The 15,223-nt window shown below is 62.6% G+C and carries 17 protein-coding genes; 11 read left to right on the forward strand and 6 right to left on the reverse strand.

The genetic code is table 11. The annotated features are described in order from the left end of the window. Positions 1-3: 3 nt before the first annotated feature. On the reverse strand, positions 4-2,814 hold the full coding sequence (gyrA, locus tag NKJ28_RS20205; protein ID WP_352636772.1) for a DNA gyrase subunit A: 2,811 nt from the start codon (positions 2,812-2,814) through the stop codon (positions 4-6). A gap of 148 nt (positions 2,815-2,962) precedes the next feature. Continuing rightward, positions 2,963-3,790 carry a helix-turn-helix transcriptional regulator gene (locus NKJ28_RS20210; protein WP_352593499.1) on the reverse strand — a complete coding sequence of 276 codons (828 nt, stop codon included), beginning with the start codon at positions 3,788-3,790 and terminating at the stop codon, positions 2,963-2,965. 86 nt (positions 3,791-3,876) lie between these two features. Here NKJ28_RS20210 and NKJ28_RS20215 point away from each other — a divergent pair, with 86 nt between their 5' ends. Together NKJ28_RS20215 and NKJ28_RS20220 are read left to right on the forward strand one after the other, a co-directional pair. Continuing rightward, positions 3,877-4,407 carry a hypothetical protein gene (locus NKJ28_RS20215; protein WP_352455708.1) on the forward strand — a complete coding sequence of 177 codons (531 nt, stop codon included), beginning with the start codon at positions 3,877-3,879 and terminating at the stop codon, positions 4,405-4,407. 74 nt (positions 4,408-4,481) lie between these two features. Next, entirely contained in the window at positions 4,482-5,111 is a 630-nt protein-coding gene (locus tag NKJ28_RS20220) for a MarC family protein (RefSeq protein ID WP_023674869.1), read from the forward strand. 8 nt (positions 5,112-5,119) lie between these two features. Here NKJ28_RS20220 and NKJ28_RS20225 read toward each other — a convergent pair whose 3' ends face one another. Both NKJ28_RS20225 and NKJ28_RS20230 read right to left on the reverse strand, forming a co-directional pair. After that, positions 5,120-5,545 (reverse strand): OsmC family protein, encoded by a 426-nt coding sequence (locus NKJ28_RS20225; protein ID WP_352613765.1) that lies wholly within the window; start codon positions 5,543-5,545, stop codon positions 5,120-5,122. Between the two features lie 123 nt (positions 5,546-5,668). Further along, positions 5,669-6,181 carry a single-stranded DNA-binding protein gene (locus NKJ28_RS20230; RefSeq protein ID WP_352448761.1) on the reverse strand — a complete coding sequence of 171 codons (513 nt, stop codon included), beginning with the start codon at positions 6,179-6,181 and terminating at the stop codon, positions 5,669-5,671. Positions 6,182-6,388: 207 nt separating this feature from the next. Between NKJ28_RS20230 and NKJ28_RS20235 the strand changes: the two genes are divergently transcribed. The 9 genes from NKJ28_RS20235 (at position 6,389) to NKJ28_RS20275 (ending at position 14,053) form a co-directional block, all read left to right on the forward strand. Then, on the forward strand, positions 6,389-6,778 hold the full coding sequence (locus NKJ28_RS20235) for a cupin domain-containing protein (RefSeq protein WP_352636773.1): 390 nt from the start codon (positions 6,389-6,391) through the stop codon (positions 6,776-6,778). An 82-nt stretch (positions 6,779-6,860) separates the two neighbouring features. Continuing rightward, on the forward strand, positions 6,861-7,175 hold the full coding sequence (locus NKJ28_RS20240) for an ArsR/SmtB family transcription factor (RefSeq protein WP_352448759.1): 315 nt from the start codon (positions 6,861-6,863) through the stop codon (positions 7,173-7,175). Then, on the forward strand, positions 7,172-7,696 hold the full coding sequence (locus NKJ28_RS20245; protein WP_352455703.1) for an SRPBCC family protein: 525 nt from the start codon (positions 7,172-7,174) through the stop codon (positions 7,694-7,696). Before NKJ28_RS20240 ends, NKJ28_RS20245 begins: the two co-directional genes overlap by 4 nt. A gap of 26 nt (positions 7,697-7,722) precedes the next feature. Beyond that, complete coding sequence (locus tag NKJ28_RS20250) at positions 7,723-8,328, forward strand: ATP-dependent Clp protease proteolytic subunit (RefSeq protein WP_352636774.1); 606 nt, start codon at positions 7,723-7,725, stop codon at positions 8,326-8,328. A gap of 32 nt (positions 8,329-8,360) precedes the next feature. Further along, positions 8,361-8,723 (forward strand): hypothetical protein, encoded by a 363-nt coding sequence (locus NKJ28_RS20255; protein WP_352636775.1) that lies wholly within the window; start codon positions 8,361-8,363, stop codon positions 8,721-8,723. 696 nt (positions 8,724-9,419) lie between these two features. Next, entirely contained in the window at positions 9,420-12,341 is a 2,922-nt protein-coding gene (gene uvrA, locus NKJ28_RS20260; protein WP_352593516.1) for an excinuclease ABC subunit UvrA, read from the forward strand. Further along, positions 12,341-12,751 carry a DUF302 domain-containing protein gene (locus NKJ28_RS20265; protein ID WP_352593519.1) on the forward strand — a complete coding sequence of 137 codons (411 nt, stop codon included), beginning with the start codon at positions 12,341-12,343 and terminating at the stop codon, positions 12,749-12,751. Before uvrA ends, NKJ28_RS20265 begins: the two co-directional genes overlap by 1 nt. Next, positions 12,748-13,218 carry a GNAT family N-acetyltransferase gene (locus NKJ28_RS20270; protein WP_352593522.1) on the forward strand — a complete coding sequence of 157 codons (471 nt, stop codon included), beginning with the start codon at positions 12,748-12,750 and terminating at the stop codon, positions 13,216-13,218. The genes NKJ28_RS20265 and NKJ28_RS20270 overlap by 4 nt, the downstream gene beginning before the upstream one ends. 28 nt (positions 13,219-13,246) lie before the next feature. Further along, positions 13,247-14,053, forward strand: a complete 807-nt coding sequence (locus NKJ28_RS20275) for a DUF72 domain-containing protein (protein ID WP_352593525.1) — start codon at positions 13,247-13,249, stop codon at positions 14,051-14,053. A 46-nt stretch (positions 14,054-14,099) separates the two neighbouring features. Here the strand turns inward: NKJ28_RS20275 and NKJ28_RS20280 are convergent, their stop codons facing one another. Together NKJ28_RS20280 and urtE are read right to left on the reverse strand one after the other, a co-directional pair. Then, complete coding sequence (locus tag NKJ28_RS20280; RefSeq protein ID WP_023674857.1) at positions 14,100-14,300, reverse strand: hypothetical protein; 201 nt, start codon at positions 14,298-14,300, stop codon at positions 14,100-14,102. Between the two features lie 212 nt (positions 14,301-14,512). Beyond that, positions 14,513-15,208, reverse strand: coding sequence for an urea ABC transporter ATP-binding subunit UrtE (gene urtE, locus NKJ28_RS20285; RefSeq protein ID WP_352574998.1), 696 nt, complete (start codon positions 15,206-15,208; stop codon positions 14,513-14,515). Between the last annotated feature and the right edge of the window lie 15 nt (positions 15,209-15,223).

A 15,223-nucleotide genomic window follows, 5' to 3' on the forward strand; every position in this document is an offset into this window, starting at 1 on the left:
AACTCACTCGACGGTAGTATCAGGCTCCCCACCTTCGGCATCGGTGGAAGCGCCACCTTCAGCATCGACACTCTCTTCGATCTCCTCGTCCGCTTGCGGTTCTGAAATCCGCTCCACCGAAACGACCTTCTCGCCCTCTGCGGTATTGAAGATGGTAACGCCCTTGGTGGCGCGGCTGGCGAAACGAATGCCGTTGACCGGGACGCGGATGACGGTGCCGCCATCCGAAACCAGCATGATCTGATCGTCATTCCCGACCGGGAAGGTCGCCACCAGGCGGCCGATTTCAGCCGTTTTCGAGACGTCGGTGGCGCGAATACCCTTGCCGCCACGGCCAGTCAGGCGGAAATCGTAGGACGATGAACGCTTGCCGTAGCCATATTCCGTCACCGTCAACACGAACTGCTCGTGCGCCTTGAGGAATTCATAGCGGTCGTCGGAAAGCTCCGCCTCTTCGCCGACCTCTTCATTGGTGAGCTGGATTTCTTCCTCCTCGCCGGCCGCGATGTCAGCAGCGAGCCGGCGTTCGGCCACCACCCGCTTGAGGTAGGCGGCACGCTCCGCCGGCGGCGCATCGACATGCTCGATCACCGCCATCGAGATCACCCGGTCGCCATCGGCCATCGCAATGCCGCGCACGCCGACCGAATTGCGGCTCTGGAAGACGCGTACGTCGCTGACCGGAAAGCGGATGCACTGGCCGGAACTTGCCGTCAAAAGCACGTCGTCATTGTCGGTGCAGGTCTCGACGCCGAGGATCTCGTCGCCTTCCTCGTCCAGCTTCATGGCGATCTTGCCGTTGCGGTTGACCTGGACGAAGTCCGACAGCTTGTTGCGACGTACGGTGCCGCGCGTGGTGGCAAACATGACGTCGAGCTCGCCCCAACTCGTCTCATCCTCCGGCAGCGGCATGATCGTGGTGATGCGCTCGCCCTGTTCGAGCGGCAGCATATTGATCAGCGCCTTGCCGCGCGATTGCGGGTTGCCGATCGGCAGGCGCCAGACCTTTTCCTTGTAGACGATGCCGCGCGAGGAGAAGAACAGCACCGGCGTGTGCGTGTTGGCGACGAACAGCCGGGTGACGAAATCCTCTTCCTTGGTCGACATGCCGGAGCGGCCCTTGCCGCCGCGGCGCTGCGCCCGGTAGAGCGACAGCGGCACGCGCTTGATGTAGCCGGAATGGCTGACCGTGACGACCATGTCCTCGCGCTGGATCAGGTCCTCGTCTTCCATGTCCGCCCCGCCCTCGGCGAGTTCGGTGCGGCGCGGCGTGCCGAACTCGTCGCGCACGGCCATGAGCTCGTCCTTGACGATCTGCTGGACGCGGGCGCGGGACGAGAGGATGTCCAGGTAGTCCTTGATCTCGTCGCCGATCGTGTTCAGCTCGTCGGCGATCTCGTCGCGGCCGAGCGCGGTCAGGCGCTGCAGGCGCAGTTCGAGGATGGCGCGCGCCTGCTCCTCGGAGAGATTGTAGGTACCGTCCTCGTTGATGCGATGGCGCGGGTCGTCGATCAGAAGAATCAGCGATTCCACGTCGCCCGAAGGCCAGCGCCGCTCCATCAACTGCTCGCGCGCCGTCTGCGGGTCCGGAGCGCTGCGGATCAGCTTGATGACTTCATCGATGTTGGCAACAGCGATGGCAAGGCCGACCAGCACATGGGCGCGGTCGCGCGCCTTGCGCAGCAGGAATTTTGTGCGCCGGCTGATCACCTCCTCACGGAAGGCGACGAACGCCTTCAGCATGTCGGTCAGCGTCAGCAATTCCGGCTTGCCGCCGTTCAGTGCCACCATGTTGGCGCCGAAGGACGTCTGCAGCGGGGTGAAGCGGTAAAGCTGGTTGAGGATGACATCGGCGACCGCGTCGCGCTTTAGTTCGATGACGACGCGGTAGCCCTGGCGGTCGCTCTCGTCGCGAATGTCGGAAATGCCTTCGATGCGCTTGTCGCGCACCAGCTCGGCCATCTTCTCGATCATCGACGCCTTGTTCACCTGATAGGGAACCTCGGTGATGACGATCGATTCACGATCGTTGCCGCGCGCCTCGACGTTGACGCGGCCGCGCATGACGATGGAGCCGCGGCCGGTCGAATAGGCGCTGTAGATGCCGGAGCGGCCGAGCACGATGCCGCCGGTCGGGAAATCCGGCCCCGGAATGATCTCCATCAGTGCCGGAAGGTCGATCGCTGGATTATCGATGAGGGCAATGGCGCCGTTGCAGACCTCGCCCAGATTGTGCGGCGGAATGTTGGTGGCCATGCCGACGGCGATACCGCCGGAGCCGTTGACCAACAGGTTCGGAAAGCGCGCCGGCAGGACTTTCGGTTCGCTGCCCGACGCATCGTAAGTGTCCTGGAAATCGACGGTGTCCTTGTCGATGTCTTCCAGCAACTCATGCGCGACCTTGGTCAGCCGCGATTCCGTGTAGCGCATCGCCGCCGGCGGATCGCCGTCGATCGAGCCGAAATTGCCCTGCCCGTCGATCAGCGGCACGCGCAGCGACCAATCCTGCGCCATGCGCACCAAAGCGTCGTAGATCGAGGCGTCGCCATGCGGATGGTATTTACCCATCACGTCGGCGACCGGGCGTGCCGATTTCACATATTTGCGGTTCCAGTGATAGCCGCTCTCATAGGCGGCGTAGAGGATGCGGCGATGCACCGGCTTGAGGCCATCGCGCACGTCCGGCAGCGCGCGGCTGACGATCACGCTCATGGCGTAATCGAGATAGGAGCGCTGCATCTCCTCGATGATGGATATCGGCTCGATGCCGGTGGGGCCGCCGTCGGCGCCGCGCGGTGTCTTTTGGTCGGTCAAATCGGATCACAATCTAATCAGGAATCACTTGGTGCTTATATAGGAAGCCAGCCTGAAACTCCAACAATCGCGGCAGTTTTCCAGTGTGGTTTTTAGCGGCAAATTCAAAAGGATAAACCAATTGCGACGATATGGCCGTGGCACCCTTTCACGGGCGTCGCCGGCGGGCGCGATAAGTACCCGGCGCCTCGCCCATCAGCCGCCGGAAACGACGATTGAAGGTTGATAGATCGTTGAATCCCGCCGAAAAGGCAATCGCCGAAATCGTCTGATCCGACGTCCGGAGCCGCACGGCTGCCCTGTGCAGCCGCGCTCTCAGCAGGAATTGGTAGGGCGTCATACCGGCGACGTGCCGGAAGGTGCGCAGGAAATGGTAAGGGCTGGTGGCGGTCTCGTCGGCGAGTTCGGCAAGCGAGATCGGCCGGTCGGCATCGACTTCGATGCGCCGCACCGCTTCGGCAACACGCTTCTGGTCACGGCGGCTCGGCGTCCGTCCCCGATCCGTGGCGCTGCAAGCCGCTGTCACCGCGGCACCGGCAATGCGCAGGGCGAGTTCCTCGAACGCGCCGGTGTCGGCCATCTCGCGCGCCGCCTCCGCTTCGGCAAGCAGCGGCACCAGCGCCGGCAAGGGCGGCAGGCGCGGCGTGCCGAAATCGAGCGTCTTCGTGCCCGGCACGTCGGCGACGATCCGCTCCATATAGGCCGGTCCGAAATGGAAGGAGAGGCAGCGGTCGCCGGCGCCATGCTCGTGACCGCATTCATAGCATGTGCCGGGATTGCCGAGCAGGAGCGCGCCCGGCGCCAGCATCGCCGTGCCCTCGCGCGCACGATAGCGGAAGGTGCCGTTGGTTACGGCGGCAACGCAGAAATCCCGATGCTCCTCCTCGAATGGCCTGTCGGCGGCGCTGGCGGTGCAGATGACATCCGACACCTGCCAGCCTCGGCCCGACGCCAGCCTGTGCGCGCTCGTCGTCATCGCCGAAACATAGCAACTTTTCCCAAGCGCAGAACCCCTGTCGGCCTCTATGCTTGCCGGTCTCCTGACAAGATGAGAGCGAAGCCATGTCCAATTCCTTTGCCAAGGCCCTGCACAGCGATGGGCCCGTACCGGCCCTTGCCGAGAAACTGAATCTTTACGGCCGCTTCGTCGGCGCCTGGACGTTCGACGCCACGCGCCATCTCGAGGACGGTCAGGTGCTGACCGGGCGCGGCGAAGTGCATTTCGGCTGGGTGCTCGAAGGCCGCGCGATCCAGGACGTATGGATCCTGCCTGCCCGTGACGCCGGCCCCTCGCCCTCGCTCGGCAAATGGACCTTCTATGGCACGACGTTGCGCGTCTACGATCCCGGCGTTGACGCCTGGCACATCTTCTGGAGCGATCCGCGCAATCAGTACTACAGCCGCCAGCTCGGCCGTGCCGAGGGCGACACCATCATCCAGCAAGGCGCAGACGGCACCGGATCTGCCGTGCGCTGGAGCTTTTCGCGCATCACCGAAAATTCGTTCCGCTGGCTGGGCGAACGCTCACAGGACGACGGCGCCACCTGGCGTCTCGAAGTCGAGTTTCTGGCGCGCCGGGCCGTCAGCCCCTGATCCGCATGGTTTCCACTGCCTCCGCTTTGCTCTACCAATCCCGTTATCCGGCTTTGCCGGCGGGGAGGGTCAGCATGCCGAGCTTCGACAGCCTGTTCAACGCCTTCGTCACCATACTGGTGACGATCGATCCGCCCGGCCTTGCGCCGCTCTTCCTCGCCGTGACCCGCGGCATGAACCGCGAGGAGCGCAACCAGGTCTCCGTGCGCGCCTCGGTCATCGCCTTCCTGGTAATGGCGTTGTTCGCAATCGCCGGCGCGTCGATCCTGTCAGTCTTCGGCATCACTCTGCCGGCCTTCCGCGTCGCCGGCGGCTTTCTGCTGTTCTTCATCGCCTTCGAAATGGTGTTCGAGCGCCGGCAGGACCGCAAGGAGAAGATCGGCGACGTCGCCATCACCAGGGACATGATCCACAACATCGCCGCCTTTCCGCTGGCGATCCCGCTCATTGCCGGTCCCGGCGCGATTTCGGCGACCGTCCTGCTCTCAAGCTCGTTTCAGGGTTTGGGCGCGCAGACAGCCCTTGTCGGCATCATCGCCATCTGCCTCGTCATCACCTACCTGGTGTTCGTACTGTCAGAGCGCATCGACCGTATCCTCGGCCAAACCGGCCGTTCGATCCTGACAAGGCTGCTCGGCGTCATCCTGGCGGCGCTCGCCGTACAGTTCGTCGCCGACGGCATCAAGGCGCTGATGGCGACGTAGGAACAGCCCTACTTCGCTGTCGTTTCAATGACTTCGAAGTCGTGGGTAATCTCGGCAGTCTTGGCCATCATTGCCGAGGCCGAGCAGTATTTGTCGATCGAAAGCCCGATCGCCCGCTTCACCTTGTCGTGTGATAGCGCCCGGCCCTTGACGACAAAATGCATGTGAATGCGGGTGAACACCCTGGGATCGGCTTCTGCACGGTCGGCATCGAGTTCGACCACGCAATCTTCGACCGCCTCGCGCCCCTTTTCGAGGATATGGACCACGTCATAGGCCGAGCAGCCGCCAGTGCCGATCAGCACCAGTTCCATTGGGCTCGGCCCCGGCGTCTTGCCCTCCGGCCCGAACGCAGTGCCTAGCACCAGCTTGTGCCCATTGGCGGACTCGCCAACGAAAGTGCGCTCCTCGACCCATTTGACCCTTGCCTTCACCTGATACGTCCTTTCACCGCTCAAACGCACAACGTCCCGAAAATCCAAGACAGATTTTCGGGACGCCATTTCGTGACCAAGGTGCCGGCGCTTTTCGCCGCAAGGGCAGTCCGCCCCGAGAAATCAGAACGGGATTTCGTCGTCTAGCTCGCGCGACGAACCACCGCCGCCGCCCTTGTTGGCGCCACCGCGATTGAAACTTTCGCCCGGGCCGGACTGGCCGAAATCGGAACCGCGGCTCGCACCACCACCGGCATAGTTGCCGACCTGACCGCCGCCCTCGCCCCGCGCATCGAGCATCTGCAGCTCGCCGCGGAATTTCTGCAACACGATTTCGGTCGTATAGCGGTCATTGCCGGTCTGGTCCTGCCATTTGCGCGTCTGCAGCTGGCCCTCGACATAGACCTTCATGCCCTTCTTCAGATACTGCTCGGCCACCTTGGCGATCTGGTCGTTGAAGATCACGACATTGTGCCACTCGGTCTTTTCCTTGCGCTCTCCGGATGTCTTGTCGCGCCAGCTTTCCGACGTCGCGATGCGGATGTTGACGACCGGGTCACCCGAATTCAGGCGGCGGATTTCAGGGTCCGCCCCGAGGTTGCCCACCAGAATGACCTTGTTGACGCTACCCGCCATGACACTTCTCCGCGCTCATCCGAAACCAATTTTTGTCGCTGCACCTTACAGGCTATGGATAATCCCTGCCTGCCGTCGCTGCCTTTTCCCACAACGTTTTTGTTCTCTTTTCGTTCTATAGTACAGGCGCTGCGCTGTCAATAGATGTCAGTAACAAGTAGTGTCTTGGCGTCGAATTTCCACGAACCTGAGATCGAGGCGAACTCAATGAAGATGGTCGAGCATGACGATCAGCCGCAAGAAGAATGGCGGACGGGAGTAAAGACCCGCATGCATGTCTCTGCCTGCAACGGCGCAACTCAACTTTGCATATTTGAACAATGGGTCGAACCCACGGTTGGCGCCCCGACACATTGGCACCCGGTCGAGGAAGTGCTTACCGTCATCGCTGGCAGGGCCGAGATGTGGATCGACGAAGAGCATCTCGTCTTGACTGCCGGACAGTCGCTTGTTGTTGCCGCGCACAGGCGACATGGCTTCCGAAACGTCGGCTCCGAATTGCTTCATATTCATGCTGTGCTCGCGTCACCAGTTTTCGAGGCGACGTTCAACGGATCCCCCGACATGGTGAGACGCTGGCTTCCAGCGAGTTTGTAAAACCTCGCCTGTCTTAAAAAACACCGCCTGTCTTAAAAAACACGGCTTGCCAAACCGATAAGTATTGACTTATGCTTTCGCCATGATCGAAGCAGACATTTTTCGGGCACTAGCGGATCCAACGCGTCGCGCCGTCTATGAGCGGCTCGCCGACGGCGAGATGACGGTGTCGGAACTGCGCACTGGCATACCGGTATCGCAGCCGGCGGTATCGCAACATCTCGCAGTGCTGCGCGGCGCCGGCCTCGTGGTCGAGCGCCGGGCCGGTCGCAACGCCTATTACCGCGTCGATCCGAAGGGGCTTGCGCCGCTGCTCGGCTGGATCGAACGCTACCGTGCGTTCTGGCCAGAGCGCATCGAAAGGCTCAAGACGGTTTTGAAGGACATGGACCAATGACCAGCCGAGGCAAAGAACGCGCCGAAATGGCCGCAGACAAGATCGAGTTCGAGTGCGAGCTGCCCGAACCGCCGGAAAAGGTGTGGCGGGCGCTGACGGTGCCGGACCTGCTCGCGGCCTGGATGATGCCGAACGACATCAAGCCCGAAATCGGCAACCGCTTTGCCTTTAAAGCGCCGAATGCGCCGATCGAGTGCGAAATCCTCGACGCGGATCCCGGACGGCTGCTGCGCTATTCCTGGCGGGAGCGGCCGGCGCCCGGCGATACGCAGGTGCCGCCCGGCAGTCCCCTGGACAGCGCAATGAACGACAGCCCAGTGGACAGCATCGTCACCTTTACGCTCGACCGCACCGTTTCCGGCGGCACGCATCTGCGCATCGTCCATGATGGTTTTGCTCGGGCAGCAGTGCCGGAGATCGCGATGGCAGGCGCCGGTTGCCGGCTTTCCTTTGAAGCGCGCACTCCCAGGCACAAACAGATCGCCGCAAACACCCCGCGCCTCTTCCTGCGCGCGGCCTGAACGACAACAGTCAACGGAGACAACCGATGAGCGGCCTTGCCAATCTGGTGCCGATGGTGATCGAGCAGTCGAGCCGCGGCGAACGTGCCTTCGACATATTTTCGCGGCTGCTGCGCGAGCGCATCGTCTTCATCAACGGGGCGATCGACGACGGCACCTCGGCGCTGGTCTGCGCCCAGCTTCTGTCGTTGGAATCCGACAATCCCGACAAGGAGGTCTCGCTCTACATCAACTCGCCGGGCGGCGTGGTGACCAGCGGTTTCGCCATCTACGATACGATGCAGTATATCAGCTGCCCGGTCTCCACGGTTTGTATGGGCTTCGCCGCCTCGATGGCCTCGTTCCTTTTGATGGCCGGCACACCGGGGCGGCGCATCGCGCTACCCAACACCAGCATCGTGCTGCATCAGCCTCTCGGCGGTTTCCAGGGCCAAGCCTCCGATATCCAGCGCCATGCCGAGGGCATCCGTCGCACCAAGCGGCGCATGACCGATCTTTACGCCCGCCATTGCGGCCGCACCTACGAAGAAGTGGAACGCACGCTCGACCGCGACTTTTTCATGACCGCGCAGGAGGCCAAGGATTGGGGCCTCGTCGACCATGTTTTCGACACTCGCAAGCAGGCCGCATGAACGAGCCGGGCCGGCGGACGGAACTGAGGCGATTGAGCGCCCGCAATTTCAGCGCCATCGGTCTGGTCTTGCCGCTATCGCGGCACTATAGTCCGGCGATGACCGCCAGCCGCTCATCCAGCCTGTTATGCCTTGCCATCGCTACCGTAGCCGGCACGAACATGCTGGTGGGTATGGCACTTGCCCAAGATAATTCGACGTCTTCGCAAAAGGGCACCCTGCCCGGTGTGACCAGCGATTATCGCATCGCCGAGCCAGCGCCGCAGCCTGAGCCTGACGACGTGGCTCCAGGCAGCGGCAACGGCACCTTCAAGATTGGCGATACCGACGTTCGGATTTCCGGTAGCATCACCATCGATGTCGCTACCGGCGGGATCAGGCCCTCCAGCCGCTAAGTTCGCCTGGTGTGAACCACAAATATTGCGCTTCAAACGAACAGCCCCGCCATTGCGTTTGCAACTGACGGGGCTTCTTGGATCTGAAATCCAAATTGCCGGGAGTGTACTGCCGGCATTTTATTTCGGATGCTTCGCGGCATTCAGCCGACGATCCGACTAGCAGTCTCTGATTTTATGGGGATCAGCAGGTCCGTTTGGCGGGCAGCGAAAACGCCTGACCCTGGCCATTTATACCTGCCGCGGCTCCAGCGACACGTGGAGCCTCAACGAACAATCCGGTGGAGTCATGCCTCTGCTCTCCTTCTGTTGGTTGCGACTGTCGTCGTCGAAGCGCTCATCGCATAACCCGCGGCGTCTCGCAGGCTAGCCCCAGGCCGCGAGGCCATCGAAAGACGGCCGGCTTCGTTGACGTCTGGAGTCTGCCCCCACGGTGTAGGGACGTCAACCTTGAATAGCCGATTACCGAAAAATGTGATCGCGAGACGTTTTGGGAAGCCGGCCCCACGGGCAGCTTTTGTCAGGAGCGTGTTCGGCCTTTGTTCTTTCCGCTTGCCCGTTCGCGCGAAAGGCGGTTAAACGCTTTGGTCGAGAGTTGTGGCGTCTCTCGAAAAGGCGGCGAAATTGCCTACATAGGGGGTGGTCGGGAAAACCCGCCCATCCCACGAATTCCAGATTCTGAGGCGGCGACCGGCGATGGCCGACCATAAATATCTCTCCATTCGCGGGGCACGCGAACACAATCTGAAGAATGTCGATCTCGATCTGCCGCGTGACAGCCTGATCGTCATGACCGGCCTGTCGGGGTCGGGCAAGTCATCGCTTGCCTTCGACACCATCTACGCCGAGGGCCAGCGCCGCTATGTCGAGAGCCTTTCGGCCTATGCACGGCAATTCCTCGAAATGATGCAGAAGCCTGACGTCGACCAGATCGACGGCCTGTCGCCGGCCATCTCCATCGAGCAGAAGACCACCTCGAAGAACCCGCGCTCGACGGTCGGCACCGTCACCGAGATCTACGATTATATGCGGCTTTTGTTCGCCCGCGTCGGTGTACCCTATTCACCGGCCACCGGCCTGCCGATCGAGAGCCAGACGGTTTCGCAGATGGTCGACCGGGTGCTTGCTGTCGAGGAAGGCACCCGGCTGTTCATTCTGGCGCCGATGGTGCGCGGCCGCAAAGGCGAGTACCGCAAGGAACTGCTGGAGCTGCAGAAGAAGGGTTTTCAGCGCGTCAAAGTCGATGGCGTCTTCTATGAGATCGCCGACGTGCCGGCGCTGGACAAGAAGTACAAGCACGATATCGACGTCGTCGTCGACCGCATCGTCGTGCGCGGCGATCTGGCGACGCGGCTCGCCGATTCCATCGAGACCGCGCTGAAGCTGGCCGACGGGCTGGCGGTGGCGGAATTTGCCGACAAGCCGCTCGACGCCAGCCAGACCGGCGAGGATTCGGTCAACAAATCGAAGAACGAGACGCATGAACGCATGCTGTTCTCGGAAAAGTTCGCCTGCCCGGTGTCCGGCTTCACCATTCCCGAGATCGAGCCCAGGCTGTTCTCCTTCAACAATCCGTTCGGCGCCTGCCCGACCTGCGACGGGCTCGGCAGCCAACGCGCCATTGATGCCAGCCTGGTCGTGCCCGACGAGAATGTCTCGCTGCGCGCCGGCGCCGTCAGCCCTTGGGCGAAGTCGAGCTCGCCCTACTATGCGCAGACGCTGGAAGCGCTGGGCGTTGCCTATGGCTTCAAGCTCGGCGACAAGTTCAAGGATTTGAGCGAGGAGGCAAAGCAAGCCGTCCTGCACGGCACCGGCGAGCGCGAAATCACCTTCCATTACGATGACGGCCTGCGCTCCTACAAGACGACGAAAACCTTCGAGGGCGTCATCCCCAACCTCGAGCGCCGCTGGAAGGAAACCGAATCCGCCTGGATGCGCGAGGAGATCGAGCGCTTCATGTCGGCCACGCCCTGCCCGGCCTGCCGCGGCTATCGGCTGAAGCCCGAGGCGCTCGCGGTCAAGATCGCCGGCAAGCACATTGGCGAGGTCACCGAGCTGTCGATCCGCAAGGCCGACCAGTGGTTCACCGACCTGCCCGCTTCGCTCAACGACAAGCAGAATGAGATCGCGGTGCGCGTGCTCAAGGAAATCCGCGAGCGGCTGCGCTTCCTCAACGATGTCGGTCTCGACTATCTGACGCTGTCGCGCAACTCCGGCACGTTGTCGGGCGGCGAGAGCCAGCGCATCCGGCTGGCTTCGCAGATCGGCTCCGGCCTGACCGGCGTGCTCTATGTGCTCGACGAGCCGTCGATCGGCCTGCACCAGCGCGACAATGCCCGCCTGCTCGACACGCTGAAGCATCTGCGCGACATCGGCAACACGGTCATCGTCGTCGAGCATGACGAGGACGCCATCCTGCATGCCGACTACGTCGTCGATATCGGCCCGGCGGCCGGCATCCATGGCGGCCACATCATCGCCCAGGGCACGCCGCAGCAGATCATGGCGACGCCCGCTTCGATCACCGGTAAATATCTGTCGGGCGAGCTGGAAGTGGCGACGCCGGCAGTGCGGCGTGAGGCCAAGAAGAACCGCCGGCTGAAGGTCGTCGGCGCGCGCGGCAACAATCTGAAGAACGTCACCGCCGAAATCCCGCTCGGCACGTTTACCGCCGTCACCGGCGTATCCGGCGGCGGCAAGTCGACCTTCCTGATCGAGACCCTGTTCAAGGCGGCGTCGCGCCGCATCATGGGCTCGCGCGAGCATCCGGCCGAGCATGACCGAATCGAGGGGCTGGAATTCCTCGACAAGGTCATCGATATCGACCAGTCGCCGATCGGGCGCACCCCGCGCTCCAACCCTGCCACCTATACCGGCGCCTTCACGCCGATCCGCGACTGGTTCGCCGGCCTGCCGGAGGCCAAGGCGCGCGGCTACCAGCCGGGCCGCTTCTCGTTCAACGTCAAGGGCGGCCGCTGCGAGGCCTGCCAGGGCGACGGCGTCATCAAAATCGAGATGCACTTCCTGCCCGACGTCTACGTCACCTGCGACGTCTGCCACGGCAAGCGCTACAACCGCGAGACGCTCGACGTCCTGTTCAAGGGCAAATCAATCGCCGACGTTCTCGACATGACGGTCGAGGAAGGCGTCGATTTCTTCGCCGCCGTGCCCGGTGTGCGCGACAAGCTGGAGACGCTGAAACGGGTCGGCCTCGGCTACATCCATGTTGGCCAGCAGGCAACGACTTTGTCGGGCGGCGAGGCGCAGCGCATCAAGCTTGCCAAGGAACTGTCGCGCAAGGCGACCGGCAAGACGCTCTACATTCTCGATGAGCCAACCACCGGCCTGCATTTCCACGACGTCGCCAAGCTGCTTGAAGTGCTGCACGAGCTGGTCGACCAGGGCAACACGGTCGTTGTCATCGAGCACAATCTAGAGGTGATCAAGACCGCTGACTGGGTGCTCGATCTTGGCCCCGAAGGTGGTGACGGCGGCGGCGAGCTGGTAGCGTCCGGCACGCCTGAGGACATCGTTCGCGAAAAACGCAGCTATACCGGGCAGTTCCTGAGGGAATTGCTGGAGCGGCGCCCCGGAGGCAAGCGCGAAGCGGCGGAGTGATGGCAAAGAACGGTCTCATCACGGTCCAAAGCCGCTTCGGCGTGGCCGAAACGATCGATCGCCTGGTCGGGACTGTGGAACGTGCAGGATTGCTGGTCTTCGCCCGCATTGACCACGCCGCCGGTGCGCGCAGTGTCGAAGCTTCTCTGCGTCCGACCCAGCTTCTGATTTTTGGCAACCCGAAAGGCGGCACGCCGCTGATGCAGGACCGGCAGCTTGCCGGCATCGATCTGCCGGTCAAGGCACTGGCCTGGGAGGACGAGCAAGGCAAGGTCTGGCTCTCCTACAATGACGCGCACTGGCTCGCCGAGCGCCACGGCTTGGGCGACGCCAGTCGCAATGCCGTCGCCGCGATAGCGGCCGGCATGGACAAGGTGATTGCGGCCGCTGCCGGCGCGGGCCAGTTTTGATCATGAGAGCCGCTCGGGCCGATGATCTCCCCATGGTGATCTCGCTCACCACCGACGCCTACGCGCCCTACACTGCCCTGCTCGGCGCACCGCCGATCCCCGTCACCGAGGACTATGCGCCGCGCATAGAACGCGGCGAGGTCTGGCTTTCGGAGCAGGACGGACAGCCGGCCGGCTTGATCGTTCTCGAACGACATGCGGACCATACAATGATCTTCAGCGTCGCCGTTGCGCCCGCCTTTCAGGGCAAGGGTTTCGGCATCGGGCTGCTCGACTGGGCCGAGCAACAGACGCGCTTGTGGAGCTTGCCGGAAATCCGACTCTACACCAATGCCAGAATGGAACGGAACGTTTCGTTGTATAAGGCCTACGGCTTTCGCGAAACGGGTCGCCGGCCCAATCCATATCGGCCAGGATGGACGATCGTCGACATGGCGAAAGCCGTCGAGACGACCGCCATCGCGTGATCCTTTTCTGCAAACCGGGAGGACGACCATGACTCAATCAGGAACAATCCGCGCCGGCATGGGCGGCTGGACCTTCGAGCCGTGGGACACGTCCTTCTACCCGGACAAATTGTCGAAGGCCAAGCAACTGCATTATGCCAGCCGGCAGGTGCTCACTATCGAGGTCAACGGCACCTATTATTCGAGCTTCAAGGAGCCGACCTTCGTCAAATGGGCCAACGAGGCGCCGGATGGTTTCGTCTATTCGCTGAAGGGCAACCGCTTCGTCACCAACCGCCGCGTGCTCGGCGAGGCCGGGGAATCGATCATGCGCTTCCTCGGGTCGGGCGTCGCGGCACTTGGCGACAAGCTCGGGCCGATCCTGTGGCAGTTCGCGCCGACCAAGAAATTCGACCCGGACGATTTCGAGGCCTTCCTCAAGCTGTTGCCGGAAAAGCAGGACGGCGTTGCGCTGCGCCATGCGGTCGAGGTGCGCAACGACAGCTTCGTCGTGCCGGAGTTCGCCGCCTTGGCGCGAAAGCACAAGGCCGCCATCGTCTATGCCGACCACGCCAAATATCCGGGGATTGCCGACGTCACCGGCGATTTCATCTATGCGCGGCTGCAGACCGGCAGCGACGACAATCCCGATTGCTACACGCCAAAGGCGCTCGATGAATGGGCGGCGCGCGCAAAAACCTGGGCGGAAGGCAAGGTGCCGGCCGACCTGCCGCGTGTCGCTCCTTCAACCGACGCGCCGGTCAAGCCACGCGACGTGTTCGTCTACTTCATCACCGAGGGCAAGGTCCGCGCTCCATTCGGCGCCATCGCGCTGATGAAGCGGGTCGCAGGCTGACGCCCCCGCTGTCGGTGGTCCGCCTGGCTTGGTCCTAAACTACCGGCTATGCGGCGCGCTCGTCCGGACGCCGATCAACCCTGACAATCTCGTTGAAAGCATCGAGATCGACATAGAAGACCTTGGTGATCTCCGCGATGAGTTCGTCGTGGTCATACCCCTGCGATTTCAGAATGTTGATGGCTGTCAGGATATCGACGCGCTCCGTGAGCCGTCGTTTCTGGTAGTCCTCGACATAGCGCTCCATTGACTGGCCCTGGCTCCCAAGCACCCGAAATGTTGGACGACAACAGATCGCTGGAAGGGCTTGCGCGCAAGCGTGCCGACGCGGGCCGCGCCTTCCCCTGATCTGCCAAGTTGAAACTGGTACGGAAAGCGGCCGACTCACCAAGGCCAAGCAAAATCTAGCACGCAATCTGCAGCGCGCCAGAGTTGCAAAGTAACGGAATCAATAAGAATTCAGACAGTCAGGAATTTGCGGACGTCCGCCCGGTCGAGATCCTCGGCGGGGCCGGTATGGACGATCTGACCGCGGTCCATGATGTTGACCTCGTCGGCCAATTCCCGGCAGAAGTCGAGATATTGTTCGACCAGAAGCACGGCGATACCGGCCTGGTCGCGCAGATAGCGGACGGCGCGGCCGATGTCCTTGATGATCGACGGCTGGATGCCTTCGGTCGGCTCGTCGAGCACCAGCAGCTTCGGCCGCATCACCAGCGCCCTGCCGATGGCAAGCTGCTGCTGCTGGCCGCCGGAAAGATCGCCGCCGCGGCGCGCGAGCATCTGCTTCAGCACCGGAAACAATTCGAAGACGTGACCGGGAATGTTGCGATCGGCGCGCTTCAACGGCGCAAAACCCGATTCGAGGTTTTCCCGCACCGTAAGCAGCGGAAATATCTCCCTGCCCTGCGGCACGAATGCGATGCCCGACCGGGCGCGATCATACGCCGCGCTCCGGTCGAGCGCCTTCCCCTCGAAGGCAACGCTTCCGCTCGTCAGCCGGTGATGGCCGACGATCGATCTCATCAAACTGGTCTTGCCGACGCCGTTGCGGCCGAGCACGCAGGTGATCTTGCCGGCGCCGGCCTTCAGCGAGACGCCGCGCAGCGCCTGGGCAGCCCCGTAGTGCAGCGTGGCATTGGAGACTTCGAGCATGGTCAGCGTTTTCTC

It is taken from the genome of Mesorhizobium sp. M0145, assembly GCF_040322355.1.
GTDB lineage: Bacteria > Pseudomonadota > Alphaproteobacteria > Rhizobiales > Rhizobiaceae > Mesorhizobium.

Bases quoted from the DNA above. Each gene is read 5' to 3' on its own strand.
- NKJ28_RS20220 (WP_023674869.1), top strand. From the start codon at position 4,482: ATGCCGAGCTTCGACAGCCTGTTCAACGCCTTCGTCACCATACTGGTG.
- NKJ28_RS20235 (WP_352636773.1), top strand. From the start codon at position 6,389: ATGAAGATGGTCGAGCATGACGATCAGCCGCAAGAAGAATGGCGGACG.
- NKJ28_RS20275 (WP_352593525.1), top strand. From the start codon at position 13,247: ATGACTCAATCAGGAACAATCCGCGCCGGCATGGGCGGCTGGACCTTC.
- NKJ28_RS20210 (WP_352593499.1), bottom strand. From the start codon at position 3,790: ATGACGACGAGCGCGCACAGGCTGGCGTCGGGCCGAGGCTGGCAGGTG.
- NKJ28_RS20245 (WP_352455703.1), top strand. From the start codon at position 7,172: ATGACCAGCCGAGGCAAAGAACGCGCCGAAATGGCCGCAGACAAGATC.
- NKJ28_RS20215 (WP_352455708.1), top strand. From the start codon at position 3,877: ATGTCCAATTCCTTTGCCAAGGCCCTGCACAGCGATGGGCCCGTACCG.
- uvrA (WP_352593516.1), top strand. From the start codon at position 9,420: ATGGCCGACCATAAATATCTCTCCATTCGCGGGGCACGCGAACACAAT.
- NKJ28_RS20240 (WP_352448759.1), top strand. From the start codon at position 6,861: ATGATCGAAGCAGACATTTTTCGGGCACTAGCGGATCCAACGCGTCGC.
- NKJ28_RS20280 (WP_023674857.1), bottom strand. From the start codon at position 14,300: ATGGAGCGCTATGTCGAGGACTACCAGAAACGACGGCTCACGGAGCGC.
- urtE (WP_352574998.1), bottom strand. From the start codon at position 15,208: ATGCTCGAAGTCTCCAATGCCACGCTGCACTACGGGGCTGCCCAGGCG.
- NKJ28_RS20230 (WP_352448761.1), bottom strand. From the start codon at position 6,181: ATGGCGGGTAGCGTCAACAAGGTCATTCTGGTGGGCAACCTCGGGGCG.
- NKJ28_RS20250 (WP_352636774.1), top strand. From the start codon at position 7,723: ATGAGCGGCCTTGCCAATCTGGTGCCGATGGTGATCGAGCAGTCGAGC.
- NKJ28_RS20265 (WP_352593519.1), top strand. From the start codon at position 12,341: ATGGCAAAGAACGGTCTCATCACGGTCCAAAGCCGCTTCGGCGTGGCC.